This window comes from Microcoleus sp. AT3-D2 (assembly GCF_036705715.1).
Lineage (GTDB): Bacteria > Cyanobacteriota > Cyanobacteriia > Cyanobacteriales > Microcoleaceae > Microcoleus.
Genome location: NZ_JAUBVE010000083.1, coordinates 1 through 19,051, shown reverse-complemented (window position 1 = coordinate 19,051; position 19,051 = coordinate 1). Strand labels below are relative to the sequence as shown.

The following is a 19,051-nucleotide window of genomic DNA, read 5'->3' as shown; positions in this document are numbered from 1 at the left end:
TGACAATGCACCCGATTCCTTCGCTTTGGGCTTTGGCTGCCAGCAATGCGACGATTGCTTGACGGTTTTTGTTGAGCGTCCGACAACTTGTTAGCACAGAATGTCACAAATGCAGCAGCCGATTGAGTAGCCCAAAGCTGATATTGTCTGTTGACAATGCACCCGATTCCTTCGCTTTGGGCTTTGGCTGCCAGCAATGCGACGATTGCTTGACGGTTTTTGTTGAGCATCCGACAACTTGTTAGCACAGAATGTCACAAATGCAGCAGCCGATCGAACTTTTGCACCCTGGCGATCGACTTTTGGCATCATTGCCCCGCAAAGACAAGTCTGAGGTGAAGTGTCGTTAGTTGAGTATAACTGTAGGGCTTACGAAAAGAAACCCGGTTTCTGCGACTCAACTGTTGGCGATTGCGAGTTCTGGATTTGCGGTGGTCAATTCGATCGCCAGTGCTAGCTTACCGTCTCTACCCAAAGCTTCATCGGTCAAGTGTACCATCCAGCGATTCGGCTTGGCTTGGGGTCTGGCGGCGAGAACCAACGCCCAAGCTTCCCGTTCTTTGCCACGACCCAACAGCGCAGCACACACAGTCAAAGCTGTGGCCGTTGAACGGCTGATCCCACTTTGGCAGCAGATGAGAAAACTGCCTCCCTGCGACGACATTTTCAGGGCGAAGTCAATAATTTTCAGTATATCCTCAAGGGTTGGCAAGATTTGATCGGGGTCGTCAACGGGGGTGTCGAGGTCGTTAAACTCCAGGCACATCCGGTTCGGGAGTTGACGAAAAGTTTTGGGTTCGGGCACACCCGGACTGCCGATCGATATCAGGTATTTAATCTCGCGTCGCGCAGGGCGCTCAACAATGTATTGGCTGGCTTCTACTTGCGAAGCAATCAGGATTTCCGGCAATTTTTCACCCGACAAATCTGGGGAAACAGAGGGATCAAAATCAACTGTTTCTGCCTCAGTGTTGACATCCGCCAAGTATTGGACAGCCAGCGCCCGAACGTCAGCAAATTCGCGATTTAAAGCTGTTTCCAGAGCCAAAATAGCAGCCGTTGAGCCAATTTGACCGAGGGATTTAACAGCCTTTTGGCGCACTCCAGAATTTTCGTCCCCCACCAGCCGCACCAAACCTGCCACAGCTTCCTCTGTCCCAATTTCCCCCAAAGCAGCAGCAACTCTCCACCGCACATAAGATTCGCTATCGCCAATTGCGCTCGCCAGTCCCGCGACCACCATTTTTGGCAATTTAGCATCTCCCTCTGTATCCATGTTCCCAAGGGCAACCGCCGCCCTGCCGCGCACGAAAATATCTCGATCCGAGAGGGATCGGATTACGGCCACCATAGCCGCCTCGCTGCTGATTTCTCCCAAAGCAGAAACTGCACTGCCCCGCACGTCTGAGTCGTTATGTTTGAGGGCTTGTACCAGCCCCGCCACAGCCGTTTCCGTGCCAATTTGTCCCAAAGCCTCGGCGGCCCTCAAAGAAACTGCATAGGAGTCGGGATCATCGTGAAGCAATTCTACTAAGCCGGGTACTGCCTCAGAATCGCCGATTTTCCCCAAAGCCGCCGCCGCCCTAGCGCGGACGATGTGATTTTCGTCTCTGAGGGCATTCAGCAGCCCGGGAACTACCTCAGAGACGCCGATTTTCCCGCAGTTGACGGCTGCCCGCCAGCGCACCTCCGAGTCTTGGTGTTTGAGGGCTTTCAGCAGCGCGGGGACGGCTATTTTCGGGTTAATTTTGCCGAAGGCCCAAACAGCCCAGGCGCGCACCCTAGACTCTGGGTGCTTGATTGCTTTGAGCAGTGCTATGGCGGCTGGTTTCGAGTCAATTTCTCCTAAAGCCCAAGCGGCCCAAGCTTGGATTTGGGAATCTTGGGATTCGAGCGATCGGGCTAATTCAATTACTGCTGCTTCGGAGCCGATTTTCGCGATCGCTCGAATCCCCTCAAGGCGCACTGCACTTTCTTGGTGGTTCAATGCGGCCACCAGCATCGGAATTGCCCTATCCGAACTTGTTAGGGCCAGCAGTTGAATTTTGAGCAGCGGCGAAGTGGGAATTTTGTCGATTAATTTTATTGTGGCTATTTGAAATTCTGGCTTTACCGTTCCTGCAAGCTTCGAGCCAAGTTTTAAATTTACTTTTAGAGCTAATTTTACTGCCCGCAAAGCCAGACTTTGCTGTTCTACTTGCGGCAATATAGTCGCCAGTGTCCGCATCCCTTGTTTTTGTTTCAAATATTTTTGATAGAATTGAGCATCGCTGAGCTCGGGTAGCTGTTGGATGAGGCTTGCTGCTGAGGTCACTGATTTATCCTAATATTTTGGCGAGCGGTTGAGATTGCTCTTTTAAACCGTCTTTAAAAAATATGGCGTCTACAAAACGCTACTTCTAAAAAAAAGCTTGCACCACTTCTAAAATATGTCTTATTCCACTATTTTTGCAACTCCCCAATTATTAATTATGGGGTTTGTTTGGGCGATCTGCTTGACAATTAGTAGCGCTTGCTGCTTGGCATTGCTGGGTTTTGAGATAGCCTAGCTCTGCTATATCATTTTATAGCAGGTTGGTTTGAAATAGCGATCGGCACGGTTGACGCAGCCAACCGGAAACAGCTTGATGGCGGGACAATCTCTCAACGAGCATAGGGCCCTTTTTTCAAAACCTTAGCCAAAGCGTTATCGTTATCTCGTAAACCTTCGTAAAAAAACATTACTTCTCCTTGAATCCCGCAAGAGCGATTGTAAGCAATTACTTGCAACAACAATTCGGGAGTTATGCTATATTTGCTGCCTCGATTCGCCAACAAAATACCGGGCGACACGCACTTTACTTGCTGCCCGCTAAGCTGTCCCGAAATCATTTTATCGACCAATTGTTTGTAAGCATTAAAATCGCGGCGATAAAACTGCGGGTGAAGCAGATCCACCAAGTTTTTGTCAACCCAAGCCTTAGAATCTTGCAAATATTCCACCAGTCCCCAGTCATAAGGACTCGGCGACATCGATAGCAACAAATCAGGATTAATCGCTTTCACTTCTCGGTATAAACGAGCCACAAACTCAGTAATAATATCAGCACGCCACTGTAGCCAATGTTGTTCTTTACAATCCGATGGTGCTGCTCTACCGCACTCTTCTCGATAGCGTTTAACCGTTTTTTCATCGTAACCGCCTTCTACCGGAAACGCAATGCGATCGTCTCCTTGAACGCCGTCTACCGGATAATTCTTAGCAACTTCCAGCATCAACCCCAGCACAAAGTCTTGCACTTCCGGGTCAAGAGAATTCATCCAGTCAAAGTTATTTTTCTTAAGTAAATTGCCGCTGGCATCACGGGCGATCCACTCAGGTTTTTTCGCCAGCAAATGACCGCCCTTGCGATTGTAAGAACTCACAAATCCGTATTCAAAACAAGGAATAACTTTTAAACCAGCTCTTTTGCCCTCAACACATATTTCTGCTAAGGGGTCGCGACCTTGATAGCGCGAGTCAATTTCCACCCCAAATTTTTCTCGCATAATTTGAGAAGGATAAGCCGTATAACCCTGGTTCCAAATTATAGGAAAAACGGTATTAAATCCCGTATCGGCGAGAAAGTCCATTGCCTCAGCAATTCGCTCTTTTGATGTGAGAACTTTGGAGTCAGTGGTGGGTATCCAAACACCGCGAATTGCACCAGGATTGTTAGTCGCAAACGAACTTGGCAGCGTTGCTGGATTTGGTGCAGAAAATCCAGTCGTCGCCAACCGCTGTTGGAGGGAAGAGGCAAAACTGCGAATTGCTGATTGGAAAGGTGTGAAAAGTCGCATTTATTTATTTAATCTTTTTTTGTTGTAAGGTGGGTACTGCGCCCGCTACGTTATTGATTGGTAGCACCCGGTATTATTTATGAATAAGATGGGCAGAAGAACACCCAATATTATTTATGGATAAGGTGCGTAGTACGCACCCTACATTCATTGGTAGCACCCGATATTATTTATGGATAAGGGGCGCAGTACACGCCCCAAAATTGTACTATCCAGCTACTCCAGACAACTTCTGGCTCAAAGCTTCTTTCAAAAGTTCCGCCTTATCAGTTTCCTCCCAAGGCAAATCTAAATCAGTGCGTCCGAAGTGACCGTAAGCCGCCACATCTTGATAGAAACGGCCGCCTCTTTCAGCAGGCAAATTCTGCAAGTTAAATGCCTGAATGATGCCCGCAGGACGCAGTTCAAAATGCTGCTTCACAACTTCTAAAAGGCGATCGTCATCAACTTTTCCAGTGCCAAAAGTTTCGATCATCATGCTAACAGGTCGCGCAACGCCGATCGCATAACTCAACTGCACTTCGCACTTTTGGGCCAAACCAGCCGCCACGATATTTTTAGCAACGTAGCGACAAGCATAAGCCGCGCTGCGGTCTACCTTCGTGGGGTCTTTCCCAGAAAAAGCACCGCCGCCGTGACGGGAATAGCCACCGTAGGTATCCACAATAATTTTGCGGCCCGTCAAACCCGAATCTCCTTGAGGCCCGCCGACCACAAATTTGCCTGTGGGGTTGACAAGGAAGCGAGTTTCTGCATCCGGCTTCACGCTAATATCGGCAAACACAGGTTGGACGATAGCAGCCCAAAGGTCTTCTTTGATCTTGGCTTGAACTGCGGCTGTTTCCGTAATGTCGCCGATCGTCTCGGTGTGCTGCGTAGAAATTAAAATCGTATCTATGCCAACAGGTTTGCCGTCCTCATAGATTACTGTAACTTGGCTTTTGCCATCGGGACGCAGGTAAGATAACTGACCTGTTTTGCGGACTGCAGCCAGTTGACGGCAAATCCGGTGCGCTAAACTGATCGGCAGAGGCATCATTTCCGGTGTTTCATTGCAAGCAAAGCCGAACATCAAACCTTGGTCGCCTGCTCCGATGGCGTCTAATTCCTCTTCACTCGATTGTTCCCGGCTTTCGTGGGCTGTATTCACCCCTTGAGCAATATCGGGAGACTGAGAATCAAGAGCCACCAACACTGAGCAACTATTGGCCGAAAAGCCGTTGTCAGCGTGGATGTAGCCAATATCGGCTATTTTTTTCCGGGCTAATTCTATGTAATTTACCTGAGCTTTTGTGGTAATTTCGCCCGTCAGCAGCATTAAGCCGGTGTTGACGACAACTTCTGCTGCGACGCGGCTTTTGGGGTCTTCAGTCAGTAAGGCATCTAAAATCGTATCTGAAATTTGATCGCAGATTTTATCGGGATGGCCTTCAGTGACCGATTCAGAGGTAAACAGGTAGCGGCGTGACAATGATTATTTCTCCTTAGATAGGGGCTCTTCCTGCGCGACCTCGACGACCAACGAGTTATTTTTCAGGTAAAGGCCAAGAATGATCGCGTCTGGGCTACCGTCGAATTTTTGTTGGTCTGCAGAGCCGTGTTGAAGCAGCATTTGATATTGGGTAAAGTGACACTACTATAGCAAAGTGAGTTCCGGGAAGTCCCTAAAAACTGAGATTTTTTAGGATTGTCGATCGATCTTGGACACCGCTCGTCTACCCCCTAACCTGACAAAGGTAAGATACATTGACAACCCCTCGACCCGAAGGCACGAGGATTCTTGGTTCATTGGGACTACTCATGTAGCTTGCCCTCCCCAAAATTCACTGCGATTTGCCCAACCGCTGTATATCCACGCTGCAATACTACTTGCGCGGCTGCAACATCTCGATTCGTTTCATAGCCGCACGTTTGACATCTATGCACCCGTTCGGATAGTTCTTTTTTGCCTGTATGAGTTTGACATCTGGGACAAGTTTGACTTGTTCGGTTCGGGTCTACCTTGGCAAAGTATGCACCTCGCTTAAAGCAAACATGACCCAAGATATTCAAGAACTGACCAAACCCTGCATCAAGAGTGTGTTTGCTCATCATTCCGGCTGACATTGCTTTGAGGTTCAAATCCTCAGCAAATAATGTTTGGGCTGCGTTGCATAAATGATGTGCAGTCTTGAAATGAAAGTCTTTGCGACTGTTCGAGATGTATTCGTGGTGCAAGGCTATTTGGTGTTGAATTTGACGAAACTTTCTAGAGCCTTTTTTCTTGCGCTTGAGTTGACGTTGCAGCAATTTCAGCTTGCGTTGTCCATCCACAAAAAATCGAGGTCTATCAATCAATTCACCATCAGAAGTTGCCAAAAAATGTTTTAACCCTAAATCAATCCCTAATCCATGTCCTGAAGGTGAGGCTTGAGGTACTTTGATATCACATTGCAAAGTGAGCATGGCATAGTAGCCAGAAGCCCTCTTAACAACGCGAATTTGCCTGACCTCAAACCCTTGAGGGATTGGACGTGACAGGTGCATTTTGACGCTTCCAATCTTGGGTAGGTTGACCCAATCGGCACCATCAAACCGTTTAACTGATTCTAGATTCAATTGAGGGAACACAAATGAGCGCATCCGTTTTTTGAATCTAGGAAAACCGTGTCCTCGTTCCCACATCGCCACAAACGCTGCCTCTAATTGGCGCAACGCCTGCTGCAAGACATGGGTGTGAGGTAGTTTCAACTCAGCAATTAACTTCTTTGCTTGGGCCAATGATTTGCATTGGCCCGCAAAGGTTGGACGCGGTGCATCAGCAGGGATCATGTATTCCTGCTTAATGCTGCACGAGTTGATATCACACTTACGAGAATTAACCCAATCTTTTCGTTCTCGCAATGCAAAGTTGTAGACCTTGCGGCAAATATTGAGCCACAGGTCGAAAGTCTGGCGTTGCGCGTCGGTAGGAATGAGCTTGTACTCGTAGGTTAGATTTAACATACAATCATTGTAGAGCCAACCTGAATAATTGCGGTGCTGTTTATTCACAAACCTCTCGGAGAGATTCCGAACCGAAATTCCCCCTAAAAGGGGGAGGCTTGTATCCCATTTTTTTGGTCAGGGTATCGCCTTGCGGAACGACTATGGCAGGACTCCAAAAATTACCAAACTTGATCCAAACAGTTGCCGATCTAGAATTTCCCGGCGGCCCCATACCGCTTGACTCTCCATTTTATATTGAGCGCTCAGGGGCCGAAGCCTTGGCCTGTGCAGAAATTAGCAAACCCGGAGGCCTCGTTCGCATTAAAGCTCCCAAAAAAATGGGCAAAAGTTCGCTGATGCTGCGGATAATTGACGCGGCAGTCGATCGTGGATACCGCACAGTAATTGTAGACTTTCAGCAAGCCGACGCAGCGGTTTTTGCTAGTTTAGATAAATTTTTACGCTGGCTTTGTGTCAATGTCGCTCGGCAACTCAAACTCGAACCAAATATTGATGAATTCTGGGATGAAGATATGGGCAGCAAGGTAAGCTGCACTATTTACTTTGAAAACTATTTGCTCGAACAAATTGACAGTCCTATTGTCTTGGTGATCAACGAAATAAATCGAGTATTTGAACGCACCAATATTGCTCAAGATTTTCTGTCGGTGATCCGTTTTTGGTACGAACAAGCTCGCGCTAGCCCAACTTGGCAAAAACTCCGCACCGTGGTTATTCATTCGACAGCAATTTATATTGCTTTGAATGTTAATCAATCTCCATTTAATGTAGGAATGCCGATTAAACTCTCAGAATTTACTGTTGAACAAGTTCAAGATTTGGCGTGCAGACACGGACTGAACTGGAGCGAGATCGCTCCGATCGAGCAATTAATGAACATGGTAGGCGGGCATCCTTATTTAGTGCATTTAGCGCTCTATCACCTAGCAATTTTGCAACACAATCGCCAGTCGGGCGATCGGGATGAGCCTGGGGAGGAACTGGGGCGAACCGAGTTGGCAGAACTGTTAACAGCAGCTCCTACTCACAGCGGAATTTATAGCGACTACTTGCAAAATCAGTCGATCGCCATTCAACAGCACCCAGAACTCGCCTCCGCATTCCAACAAGTTGTCGATGCTAAAAATAGCATTCACCTCGAACCTTTGATGGCTTATCAGTTAGACAGCATGGGACTGGTCAAATTAGAGGGAAATAACTGTAGTTTGTCTTGCGAATTATATCGCTTGTATTTTCAAGGACAAAATTTGTGCGAGGACAAGTTGTCGATGGTTGGTTTTGAGGAGTTGCTGCGAGAAAATCAAAGGCTGCAAGCTTTGGTGAATGTGGACGAACTTACTCAAATTGGTAACAGACGATATTTTGATAGTTGCTTGCGAACGGAATGGAAACATATGGCTCGCAATGGGTATCCGATATCTTTAATTTTGTGCGATCTCGATTATTTCAAAATATATAATGATACCTACGGACATCAAGCAGGAGATGAGTGTTTGCGATCGGTCGCTCAGACAATTCGCCGATCGCTCCAGCGTCCTGCTGATGTAGCTGCTCGCTACGGAGGCGAGGAATTTGCTGTGATTTTACCGGAAACTGATGGATCGGCGGCTCTGGTTGTTGCCGAACAAATTAGAGCGAAAGTGAAAGCTTTGAATATTGTTTTTAACCCCGATTGTGTTGACGGTCTACCTAATTCTGTAGTAACGATTAGTTTGGGAATTGCCAGCGTTGTTCCAAGTGAGGAAAATGATGCCATAACGCTGCTACTGGCGGCTGATGAGGCTCTTTATGACTCGAAAAGGCAGGGGCGCGATCGGCTCACTATGAGTAAGCTTTTAAATTTTCGATTTGTTGCTGTTAATTAGCTAATTCTGGGAGAATATAATTCGTTTCTACACATACAAAGTCCGCGCGGGCGGACTCTGAAGAAAGCGATAGTTAATAATTGGATTTGATGTTAATAGCGGGGGACGGTTCGATCGACCACCATTGAGTAAGCATCAATACCGCCAACGATATTTTTAACGTTAGTAAATCCTTGAGCCGATAACCAGTGGCACATTTGAGCCGATCGCACTCCGTGATGGCACAGAACTAGGGTTTCTGTGTCGCGATCGAGTCTAGCGTCAATTTCACCAGACCATTCGGCAAACTCGCTCAGCGGAAAAGCTACAAATCCCGGCAGCGCCGCGAGTTCAATTTCGTGAGGTTCCCGCACGTCTACAAGCTGCAATTTCTCAGCAGTGGTTTCTGCTAATTGGCGGCCTAATTCTTCGACTGTAATTTGAGCAAAAATTTCTGACATTGGATTAGGAAAAAGTAGTCATTAGTCATTAGTCATCAGTCATTAGTCAGTTAACAGTTAACTGTTAACAATCAACAGTCAACAGTCAACAGTTAACTGTTAACAGTGATTAATTGAGGGGCGAAGGCGGTGGAATTAGCTCCACAGGAGGGGTAGGTGCAGGACGCTCGTCCAACTGGCTCACGTTGTCCCTCGGGTCAAGACAAGTGGCGATTAACCGGTCAGTGGGAAAGTCGAGCCTGCCGCTCAAACCGACTACGCATTCAGCAAACTGTTGTGGCAATAAACTGCGGCGGCATCCATCGAGCACTACCAGGGGAGCCGCAGGTTGAGTTCGACTTTTGCCGTTAATATTGACTACGCAAGTAGCCAATTCTTGGGGACGCCTCACCCGCCGACAGCTAGAGAGCGCTTCGACACCCGAAATATTGGTTTTGCGGTTGATTTGGAGGGCACATTTAGATATGTCGCGGGGGCGGAGGGCGTCAGCACAAGCGGAGGCGGCTGCCTCTGCCCCCACTCCGGCTTCGATTAGTTCCAGGGCGCAGACGCGATAGGGATTCCTATTGCGAGGGATTCTAATAGTGATGGCTGAGGCTGGCGAGATTGGCAGTGCTGTTGCCAACAAACCGAGTGCTGCTAGCTGCGTGCCGAGAGCTAATATCCAGCGCGCGGTAGGGTTTGAGCCTGTCGGTGCTGGCTTTGGGGCAGAAGTGCGGGAAAAATTGCGGTTGTGCATGGCAGATCGAGTAGTGAGTTTTTTTGGCTGATTGGGGCGATCGAGCGATCGGCTTTTCCTTCAGAATTTACCTCACATTATGGCTCGCGCTGCGGTCGATCGTTTTTTTATCGATCTTTGTTGGAATTTTGGCCGTTACCAACATATAATATAGAGTCTGCATAAAATTGCATACAGATATTAGAGAGGAAAATAAATGTCTCGATATCGAGGCCCCCGATTGAGAATCGTCCGTCGCCTGAAAGAGTTACCGGGTCTAACCCGCAAAACCCCCAGACGAGATTATCCGCCTGGACAGCACGGTCAAAACCGCAAAAAGCTCTCTGAGTATGCGGTTCGCTTGCAAGAAAAGCAAAAACTCCGTTTCAATTACGGTGTGACGGAACGCCAACTGCTCCGTTACGTCCGCAAAGCCCGCCGTGTCACGGGCTCCACAGGTCAAGTGTTACTGCAATTTTTGGAAATGCGCTTGGACAATACTGTGTTTCGGATGGGAATGGCTCCAACCATTCCGTCCGCTAGACAATTGGTAAATCACGGTCACATAACTGTCAACGACCGTGAAGTCAATATCGCCAGCTATCAGTGCAAGCCTGGTGATGTGGTTGCTGTGAAAAATAGAGAGCGCTCGCGCACAATGGTAGAAGCTAATCTCAAAGACCCAGGCTTGGCTCACTTGCCGAATCACTTGGAATTTGATAAGCAAAAACTGGTTGGCAAAGTTAACGGCGTTATCGAACGCGAGTGGATTGCTCTACAGATTAACGAACTGCTAGTCGTGGAATACTACTCACGGCAAGCTTAAGTTATTAGTCATCAGTTGGTTGCTAGCAGAATAATTAATAATTGGGTACGAACCCAGTTATTGATTAATTGCTACTGAATAATGAAAACTAAGAACTGAGCACTAAAAATTAATAATTTTCAACACTCCCACCCCCTAAAAAGGGATGGGATTTTTTGAAGGTTTCGCTTGTTAACTTCTTTGAGTTGCCATTTGCTCAGACGGCACCTGGCTGATGGCATTAAATGATGTCCTAGCCTCAAATTATTCCCTTAAAATGTTTCTTCTCCGGTTGGTTCTTGGTGGACAAGACCTCGCTTTTGAAGGCGATAATTCGCTACAACGGGGTAAACAACACCGCGTATCCGATTGATAGCACCTACTGGACGATGAACTGCTAAGCCGTTCCAGGGAGAATATCTCAGGTTTTCGTTGAAATCAGATTGTTTTTCATAATCAATAATCTGATGCTTGACGGTGAGACGACCTACTCTCAAGAAGGGTGATTCCTTTTCCTTCCAGACATTGATGCCATCGTCGATCGGCATTTTTAAGCTAGTTTGGAACTGAATGCCAAAATCCCAACAGTATTGGGCATCAGGTTTCGCCAAGGCTTGAATTAGATCATCCCGGTAATAATTGTCTGGTTTATTGGGATCTAAACCCAAGGCTTTAGCGCGATCGACAAAGGGAATTTTAGGAATTCCCGGTCGAGATTGTTCTGCAATTATCTCGTGCGGTGGTTTGCATGAAACCGGAGTAAACCCATACTTAATTACAGCAGGATATTCGACAGGAACTAGACCAGGCTGGGAGGGATCGAAATCGGGATAGAGACCCAAAGCAGAGGGTGAACCGCTCCAATATTTGGCTGTTAGCAAACTCTTCGGAGTCCGGCTACCCGTAAGCGTTGACACAGCTAGAAAGTGTCTGGGATGTCGCATTAGCCACTTTTTCAATGTCTCTGGTGATTCAACCAGAGCAGAAAAAAAGCCGTAGTAGTCTTTGATGGTTTGGCTCACAAATATCTCTGAATTGTGAACAATGATGTCCTGGGTTTTTGACTCGTGGCTTTGCGTGAGTCGTTCCCCTTCCACCCCCATCACTTTCAGTGATATTGAGCGCGAATCTTTTTGGTAATCAGGGTATACTTTGGTAGCCCCGTTAGCAAATCGCAACCAAACAGGATATTGTTTGGGTTTTGCTAGCAAACCTTGCTTAAGGGAAATAGCATTGAGTCGCGAAGAACTTAACGAAGCGCGTTTGCCCAATTCCTGTTTAATCGCTTCCTCATTAAAGTCAAAAATTTCCAGAGTTCCTTTAACGCACGCATGAGTTTTGGCGTGAGTATCTCGCAGGGCCCGCTCCTTATTGCCGTAAAGATTATCCATCCGAAGCTTGGCCTGCTCAACCAAAAGATCGTAGTATTTGCGTTCGTCCTGTTCGGGATATTCGGTAAATAACTTCTTGCTCATAAATAACCTTTGAAAAGCTGATTGTGGCGATAATGCTTGGCATTTTTCCCTTCTATTTTACCTGATTTTTCACGTAATTTCTAGGGAAATCAGGTGTAAGTTGTTCGCGGTTAATTGCGTCATCCTCTAAACCGCGAACAACTCACCACTGCGACTGTCGGCTCTTATTGAATAGGAGTTATACATTGGAAAGAAAAGCGTACACTTTACAATTTGTAACCCCACTTTCCTCGTGTTCTGTCAGCTCATTTAGATGGTTTCCAACCCTCATTATAAAAAGAAACTTTGTACTCTTTACCACGAGGAACATTACGGTTCAGCACCTGCGAGAGGGTCTTGGTATTCATAATCTCTTCCCAACCTACAGGTGAAAAAGTTTCGGGATTGAAGACATTTTCTGCTAATAGAGGATTGGTGAAAGCTTCAGAAAAGGCATCAATTCCTATCAGTCGTCCGACTAAAGGAGGTAAGGCTGAATTTGGCCGCAAATCTTCTGCGTAGAGTCCAACATACAACTCAATGTTGTCTACGTGACCGTACAATCGTTTCAATTCTTTTTGGACATCTTCATCGCCACTAATTTGATTGAAATCGGTAACCCGTGGATACTTACACAATGCGCGGTAATCGTTGTAGGTTCTTAATTTGGCTGCACGACCTGCACGAATACTGGCTGTCTCCGTTGGAATTAGGAAATCAGGCGTATTGAATAAACCCAATTGCGCTGCTGGTTGGGAACAAGTTTCTTCAAACATAGCTCCCAAACCCTTGTTAATGATCATATCATTGTTCCACATCGACTCCGGCATAGGCATTTCCTTGCCGTTATAAATTAGCTTATCGGGCAGCATACTATGCCAACGATAAACTAAAGTAAATTCTACCATCATCCAATTGTTGCGATACCATTTTTCATCAATAAACGCTGGGGGATCGGTGAAAAATTGGAAGTGATAGGGAGTAAGGTGGTTGATATAATCCTCAAGCACAATTTTCAGAAACTCCGCCATCACGATATTTCTGGCGGTTTGGAAAAGGCGTTCATCATCCCAAGTTGGATAATTTTTTGCTAAGAGGTCGCACACGCGATTATGTTCTCTTAAGCTAAGAACGTTGAGCATTACATAGCCAACTTGGACATTGACACGCTCTAGCTCTATCCCCATTACAAATAATTTTTGTCTCTTTTCAGGGGGTATTTGATCTGATTTTTTTTCGTTGTATTCACCGACTATTAGATGGGGAATTCCGTTGAATTCTTCTTTGGGTTGTCCGTTCTCATCATAGTAAAAAGGAGGATATTCTTCGCCATTAATAATTTGGCTTTTTAGCTTTCCTCCTTGATGAGACCTCAGCAGGCGAGTAATATTTGCGTTCAACCCATAGACGTTACACAGATCGATGTGGTGGTTGGAACTATTTCGGCGCTGATCCAGTCGATCGGTTCGCAGGAAACTGTCGGTAAACCATTGCACGAAATAGGGGAACATAAGAGAGGATTTGGCCGAATATTTCGTCTTCCCTTCTTTTTTGCGGTACAAGACCTCCAAATCCTTAATAGGCGGGAGATTCTTTTCAAAATTCTCTGTGGGGCTTAAATTAACCCCTACGTAGTTTTTATTCGTTAATGGCTTCCAATCAGTAGGCGGTAGATGAAGTCCCGAATAAGAGCGATCATTTAATGACTCCCAAGAGGTGTAGGGAGACATGGTACTAAACGCATAGGGGCGAGTTGGAATTTTTAAGACGGCATTGTTAATCAGAGTTTTGTTGACTTTTTTCTTAAGCCCCTCGTTGCTTTGAATGAAGCTCCAAAGCGGCTTGAAGTTAGTTAAAAGCAAAGTCTCGATTTTGTTTTTCTGCCCGTCTCTTGATGTGTCTCTTTTTGAAGGCATAATTGTTTGTCGTTTGGGTTCTGGTAGATTTGATTGATGGTCACGGCTCAATTCCGGGACCTTGATCGAGTGTTCTTTATCCTCTTCAATGGGTTTTAAGTGTTTATTAGATAAAAACGGTTCTAGATTCTTGGGGCGGTACGGGATGTCTATGCTTTGAAAACGCTCGATCGCGCTTTCATGAATATCCTCAATGGTCTCCCCCACCTCGCGCCACTTGATTCCTGCCAATTTGAAGAACCCAGGATTGTTTTGAAATGGAATCTTATAATTAGGCTGGATATCCTTAATGGCATCTGGGTGGAATTCAAGCTTCAATTCAAAGTCACTGATTTGATCCAACATCCACTTCAAGACAGCATCTGATAACCCGCGGTATTCTGGCGTACCACCGCCGATGCAGCCATGCTCGCCTGGAAACCAAACTTGACGAAGCTTCTGCTTCGGGGCATCAGGATTTTTCTTCATCAGGGTAACATCAAAGATTTCGCGAATTTCGTCGATCGCAACGGCGTGCAACGCATTCTCAATATCCTTATTTAAAGTGGTGTCGTGGAATTTGTACCTTGTTTTGAGCTGTCTCTCAAACTTCTTCAAGGCGGGTACAAGAGGAATACCAAGGGCTCCAACGGTGTCGAAACAACCAAGCAAGGTAATCGGGACGCGATCGCCGTAATCTTTGCCGTAATCTTTGCGGAACCTCTTTGGTTTGTCATCATTTGGTTTAACGCCTCGGTCACGGTAAAGCTCGTAAGCTTCTAATGCCTTGGTAACATAACGGCGGGATACGAGACCGGAGCAATAGATCATCCCCGCTAGACTCCTGACTGTGTAAGCACCGCGACTGAACCCGAATAGATAGATTTCGTCACCATGATCGTAGTTGAGAGAAAGAAAACGATAGGCATCTTGTATATTTTTATCGATTCCCAGCCCAGTGACTCCGCCCACAATCTTGTTACTGTCGACTCCAATTCCCTCGTCATAAAACACGATCTGCGGAACCCCATCACTGGCTGTCCGTTTCACGGCCTGGGCAAGCCTAAGTACATTAGTTGGGCAAATAGTATCTAGTTTGTTCCAAGTTCCATCACAGCAAACGATCAGACGTTTCCCTGGTTTCGTCATTTTTATATTCTCTCTTTGAATTTGAAATTTAATAGCGACCTGTCATTTGTCATCGGTTACAAGAGAATTGCCACTTCCCGTTTTTCTGTCGCGTCAGGCGAGCCCTCCTAATTTCTTGCTCGACCTAATTGTTATCTGGCTGGGCAATCTTTAGCTATAGCGGTTCTCAAAAAAGTGAGGTATGGCCACGGAGGCCTATGCCCTATGCCCTATGCCCACGGAGGCCTATGCCCTATGCCCTATGCCCAGTCGTACCTCATCTTTCTGAGAAAGGCTATATTTCGATTCTCAGGATATTAGTCCCAAAACACCATCTAGTCTAGTTTGTTGTATTAAAATTTTAATTTTATTTATATTTCTTAAATTAAATTGTTTACACTGTGAAATAGTAGCTTTGGTTCTGGGAAAATGCTCGATTCTCCTAAAACGTAAAAAATTTAGAGCGTGAAATTGTAGGTTTGCTTTTGGGAAAAGGCTCGATTCTGCTAACAGGAGTAGCGATCCTACGCCCTAGCTAACAAACCTTAAACCACATTTACGCTCTGCCTTGTCAGTTTTTATAATAGCTATATCTTATCGATTTCTCAGTTGGCTGTAAGATAATAGTGAGGTATCTGTTGCACAAGTAGCAGGTTCGATGCTCTGTTTGAGGTTAAATTTTGTTTCAGTAACTCTCAGATTTCCTGCGATGTGGTTGAATTGTTTAACAATCTGTGGGCTTTTCTGGTTTCTTGATCGGTAAATTTGTGAGAAAATTTCCTAGCCCCGGTTTAAATTGAAACGTCCCAAAGTGGGGACGATCGACCGCAGCGACTGGCTACGAGGTTCTCGCACCAAAACCAAAGGCAGAAGAGCAATCAGCCGCACAGTAGCCGAGAGGGCAAACACTGCTCCCAAACTCATGCCGGGAAGTTCGGCAAGAAAGCCGCCGGCGGTAGTTCCCAAAGCCCCAGCTACTCCCGAAACTGCTGCGGCGATCGCAAAATAAGTCGAAGGTTGCTCGATCGACGCTATCTCCATTTGAATATTGTTAGTACACAGCCCGATCGCGCCTAAAGTCGTTCCCCCCAACAAATGCAGCAGCGGCAGCCACACCCAGAGGGCAAACGGGTAATTCCCCGTACCCAACCACAGCAAAGGCGTTATCGCCACCACCAGCCCCACCGCAATTAGCAGGGGGCGATTTCCCCAGCGATCTGCCAACTTACCCCAAAACATCAGCAGCAGTAGATTTGCGCCACAACTTAAGCTGGTGTAAATCGTTACCAAACTCACATCCAAGCTTAAATCTTTCAGCAGGTAGATATTAAAAAAAGGCGCGCTGAGATTAACAGCAAATGTCCACATACTGAAGTAAAGAATAAACATTAAAAAATTAGAATCTTTTAGCACCGAAGGCACAAAATCTGTTATTTGCTTTGCTTTTTTCTCTGTAAGTCGATCGCTCTGTGCATTTTTTTTGTATACCTGGGGATTCACATCAACCATCAAGGATTGACACCTCAAACTAATCATTCCCGCCAAAACACCCACCAATAAAACAATACCGTAGCCCAAAATTGGGCCGCCGTCCCAAGTTGACACTCCCAATCCCATCAACGGCACTCCCAGCAAAGTGATGAGGCTGACAGCACTGTTGCGAAAGCCAAAATAGCGTCCCCGCAAGCGCTGAGGAACCACAGCAGCCATCCAACTGAACCAGCTAGAATTGGCAAAAGCTGCCAGCACGCTAGCTGCTACGACTGTTACCAGTGTCCATTGCAGCAGTTGGTGAAGGTCTGCGTGCTGGGAACCCCAAACAATTGCCACCGCCAGCACCAGCCACAGCAGCCGCGAAACGCTGAATACAAATAGGTTGTACCAGCGGCGGCTGGTTGTCCGGTCTGCGATGTAGGCTCCTAATGGTTGCAGGAGATTTACCACCATCGGAATAGCAAAGAATATACCTATTTCCACGCTACTTGCGCCGAGTTGCAGCAAGAAGTTGCTCAGCAGCACGCCGGTGGTCGCCGACTCGAAGATAGTGGCAAAAACGCCGTCTAGAGTTGAGGCTTTCAGGGCTGATCGAACGTCTTTTTTGGAAAATTTGAGAGCTATTTTTGGAGAGAGAACGAGCTGAAATATTTTCGGGTCTACTATTTCAGCAGTCTGAAGAGATAGAGGTTCATTTAACTCTGCAACTGGTTCGACCATAGTCAATCAATTTTAGATTTTAGGTTTTAGATTTTAGATTGGAGAATTGAAGTAACAGGGTTAGATAAAACCAGCCCCACCTTCAAGAGGTTAGCTCGAAAGTAGGACTGGCACGTCCGGGTAATTCAGATCAATATAAATGACTTGCAATCGCTAGCACATCAACCGGTTGGGAGATATAAATTTGCTAATTGTAAAAAAGTAGGTTTTAGGGCTTAACCAGGAAGCGAGCGCAGCATTTCGCCTAGCAAAAATTTCTCGAATTCCGCCTCAAACAAGTCTCCCCAAGGGCGAAAACAAATTTGGCGCGAGATACTAGACTCGGCTCTCACACCTTTACGGCTAGCTAAATCTATAGGATGAAAGACGATCAACTTGCTGAGTATCGCTGCTAACTATTTGTACCTAATTCCTGGAATCCGTTTGTTCAGTCCCAGCGCTGGCGATCGAGATTCCGGGTTTTGTGGGAAAATCGCCCCCAGGTGCCGGTAAAGCTTCGGAGTGGGTTATTGGCGATCCTCTACGAGGGCTTCGCTAACGCACCTGCTTTGCAAAACTTATCTAAACTTGTCTAAACTAATCTTTAGACACAATCCGAGTTCACTTCCTACGCTGTTGGGTAGACGGCTAATCCCAAGATAAGTAGGCTATCCCCCTCAAGCCGAGGGTTTCCAATTTAAAATATTTAGACTTGCGTTCCAGTCCCGATCTAAAGATATGCCACAAGCAGGACACTCAAAAGTCCTAATGCTTAGTGGCATATCTTTTTTTGTGCCACAATTCGAGCAAGTTTTAGTGCTGGGGAACCATTGGTCTACCAGCACTAAATTTGCCCCATACATTTTGCACTTATAATCGAGTTGGCGTTTGAACTCGTAAAAACCTAGATCCGATATTGCTCCAGCCAGCTTGTGATTCGCCATCATGCCCTGAACGTTCAAGTTTTCAATCTTGATTAGCTTAAAAGTTTGGGCTAAATAAGTTGTTAGCTTGTGAAGGAAATCTAAACGAATACGAGCTATCCGTGCATGGAGCCGACGGATTTTATGGTAGGTTTTGCCCTGATTTTGGGAGCCTCTTACCTGTTTTGAGGCTTGGCGTTGCAAGGTAGCAAGCTTGGTTTTCGCTTGTTTTAACGGCTTCGGCGCATCAAAGACCTGCTGAGTGGACAGCGTGGCAAAAGAATTAATGCCTACATCGATTCCTACAGAGCTTTCAGATTGTTGAACTGGCAAACGTTCTGCATCAACGCAAAAGGAAACAAACCAACGACTTGCTTCTTTTGAAATCGTAAAAGTTTGAGACACATAACCGCATTCTAGGGCTTCGTAGAGTCGAAAAGTACCCAAGGTAGGAATCTTAAGGGTTTTGCCAGCGTTTAGTAAAACTTTGCCATTAGAGGAATCAACTGTAAAAGATTGACCGTCTCGGCGACTAGCAAATTTTGGATGACCTGCCTTTCCAGAGCGATATCTACTAAAAGCACAGGGTAAACGCATCTTAACTTTAACGCAAAATATGCTACAGTTAAATCCGACTAAATTTTAGTGTAGTTTATTCGTGCTATCAATGGCAAGAGGTTTTAGTAAAGCTGTAAATTCCCAACAAAAACAAACAGATTCATTGCCTTCAATGAATATTTTAAATACCAGTTTTTTAGAGCATTTTGCCAATTTGAAAGACCCCAGAATAGAAAGAAGTAAAGAACACTTACTCAAAGATATT

Annotated in this window: 13 protein-coding genes; 2 read left to right on the top strand and 11 right to left on the bottom strand. The window is 46.1% G+C overall.

The window, feature by feature from the left end; translation table 11 throughout:
- The 5 genes from QUB44_RS25935 to QUB44_RS25915 all read right to left on the bottom strand — a co-directional run.
- The coding region (locus tag QUB44_RS25935) for a hypothetical protein (protein ID WP_333167437.1) at positions 1-230 on the bottom strand (230 nt) is incomplete at its 3' end.
- 167 nt (positions 231-397) lie between these two features.
- Positions 398-2,314, bottom strand: a complete 1,917-nt coding sequence (locus QUB44_RS25930; RefSeq protein ID WP_333372019.1) for a HEAT repeat domain-containing protein — start codon at positions 2,312-2,314, stop codon at positions 398-400.
- 329 nt (positions 2,315-2,643) lie between these two features.
- Entirely contained in the window at positions 2,644-3,819 is a 1,176-nt protein-coding gene (locus QUB44_RS25925; protein ID WP_333372017.1) for a family 10 glycosylhydrolase, read from the bottom strand.
- A 208-nt stretch (positions 3,820-4,027) separates the two neighbouring features.
- Positions 4,028-5,290: a methionine adenosyltransferase gene (metK, locus tag QUB44_RS25920; RefSeq protein ID WP_333372015.1), complete on the bottom strand. Its 1,263-nt coding sequence runs from the start codon at positions 5,288-5,290 to the stop codon at positions 4,028-4,030.
- 323 nt (positions 5,291-5,613) lie between these two features.
- Positions 5,614-6,804, bottom strand: a complete 1,191-nt coding sequence (locus QUB44_RS25915; RefSeq protein ID WP_333372013.1) for a transposase — start codon at positions 6,802-6,804, stop codon at positions 5,614-5,616.
- Between the two features lie 143 nt (positions 6,805-6,947).
- Between QUB44_RS25915 and QUB44_RS25910 the strand changes: the two genes are divergently transcribed.
- Entirely contained in the window at positions 6,948-8,672 is a 1,725-nt protein-coding gene (locus QUB44_RS25910) for an AAA-like domain-containing protein (RefSeq protein ID WP_333372011.1), read from the top strand.
- Positions 8,673-8,764: 92 nt separating this feature from the next.
- Here the strand turns inward: QUB44_RS25910 and QUB44_RS25905 are convergent, their stop codons facing one another.
- Together QUB44_RS25905 and QUB44_RS25900 are read right to left on the bottom strand one after the other, a co-directional pair.
- The gene (locus tag QUB44_RS25905; RefSeq protein WP_333372009.1) at positions 8,765-9,112 is read right to left on the bottom strand and encodes a rhodanese-like domain-containing protein; all 348 of its coding nucleotides are present in this window, start codon (positions 9,110-9,112) and stop codon (positions 8,765-8,767) included.
- Between the two features lie 109 nt (positions 9,113-9,221).
- A complete protein-coding gene (locus QUB44_RS25900; protein WP_333372007.1) occupies positions 9,222-9,851 on the bottom strand; it encodes a hypothetical protein in 630 nt (209 codons plus the stop codon).
- A gap of 196 nt (positions 9,852-10,047) precedes the next feature.
- Between QUB44_RS25900 and rpsD the strand changes: the two genes are divergently transcribed.
- Positions 10,048-10,656 carry a 30S ribosomal protein S4 gene (gene rpsD, locus QUB44_RS25895; RefSeq protein ID WP_172190738.1) on the top strand — a complete coding sequence of 203 codons (609 nt, stop codon included), beginning with the start codon at positions 10,048-10,050 and terminating at the stop codon, positions 10,654-10,656.
- A gap of 251 nt (positions 10,657-10,907) precedes the next feature.
- On the opposite strand, the gene QUB44_RS25890 is transcribed toward rpsD, so the two are convergent.
- The 4 genes from QUB44_RS25890 to QUB44_RS25875 form a co-directional block, all read right to left on the bottom strand.
- Positions 10,908-12,110, bottom strand: a complete 1,203-nt coding sequence (locus QUB44_RS25890; protein WP_333372005.1) for a catalase — start codon at positions 12,108-12,110, stop codon at positions 10,908-10,910.
- A 245-nt stretch (positions 12,111-12,355) separates the two neighbouring features.
- Positions 12,356-15,133 (bottom strand): phospholipase effector Tle1 domain-containing protein, encoded by a 2,778-nt coding sequence (locus tag QUB44_RS25885; RefSeq protein ID WP_333372003.1) that lies wholly within the window; start codon positions 15,131-15,133, stop codon positions 12,356-12,358.
- A gap of 759 nt (positions 15,134-15,892) precedes the next feature.
- The gene (locus QUB44_RS25880) at positions 15,893-17,326 is read right to left on the bottom strand and encodes an MFS transporter (RefSeq protein ID WP_333372001.1); all 1,434 of its coding nucleotides are present in this window, start codon (positions 17,324-17,326) and stop codon (positions 15,893-15,895) included.
- Positions 17,327-17,982: 656 nt separating this feature from the next.
- Positions 17,983-18,825 carry an RNA-guided endonuclease TnpB family protein gene (locus QUB44_RS25875; protein ID WP_333371999.1) on the bottom strand — a complete coding sequence of 281 codons (843 nt, stop codon included), beginning with the start codon at positions 18,823-18,825 and terminating at the stop codon, positions 17,983-17,985.
- Positions 18,826-19,051: the final 226 nt, after the last annotated feature.

What these genes read in the sequence shown, in the direction of transcription:
- QUB44_RS25925 (WP_333372017.1), bottom strand. Translation starts at nt 3,819, where the DNA reads ATGCGACTTTTCACACCTTTCCAATCAGCAATTCGCAGTTTTGCCTCT.
- QUB44_RS25915 (WP_333372013.1), bottom strand. Translation starts at nt 6,804, where the DNA reads ATGTTAAATCTAACCTACGAGTACAAGCTCATTCCTACCGACGCGCAA.
- QUB44_RS25910 (WP_333372011.1), top strand. Translation starts at nt 6,948, where the DNA reads ATGGCAGGACTCCAAAAATTACCAAACTTGATCCAAACAGTTGCCGAT.
- QUB44_RS25905 (WP_333372009.1), bottom strand. Translation starts at nt 9,112, where the DNA reads ATGTCAGAAATTTTTGCTCAAATTACAGTCGAAGAATTAGGCCGCCAA.
- QUB44_RS25900 (WP_333372007.1), bottom strand. Translation starts at nt 9,851, where the DNA reads ATGCACAACCGCAATTTTTCCCGCACTTCTGCCCCAAAGCCAGCACCG.
- rpsD (WP_172190738.1), top strand. Translation starts at nt 10,048, where the DNA reads ATGTCTCGATATCGAGGCCCCCGATTGAGAATCGTCCGTCGCCTGAAA.
- QUB44_RS25890 (WP_333372005.1), bottom strand. Translation starts at nt 12,110, where the DNA reads ATGAGCAAGAAGTTATTTACCGAATATCCCGAACAGGACGAACGCAAA.
- QUB44_RS25885 (WP_333372003.1), bottom strand. Translation starts at nt 15,133, where the DNA reads ATGACGAAACCAGGGAAACGTCTGATCGTTTGCTGTGATGGAACTTGG.
- QUB44_RS25880 (WP_333372001.1), bottom strand. Translation starts at nt 17,326, where the DNA reads ATGGTCGAACCAGTTGCAGAGTTAAATGAACCTCTATCTCTTCAGACT.
- QUB44_RS25875 (WP_333371999.1), bottom strand. Translation starts at nt 18,825, where the DNA reads ATGCGTTTACCCTGTGCTTTTAGTAGATATCGCTCTGGAAAGGCAGGT.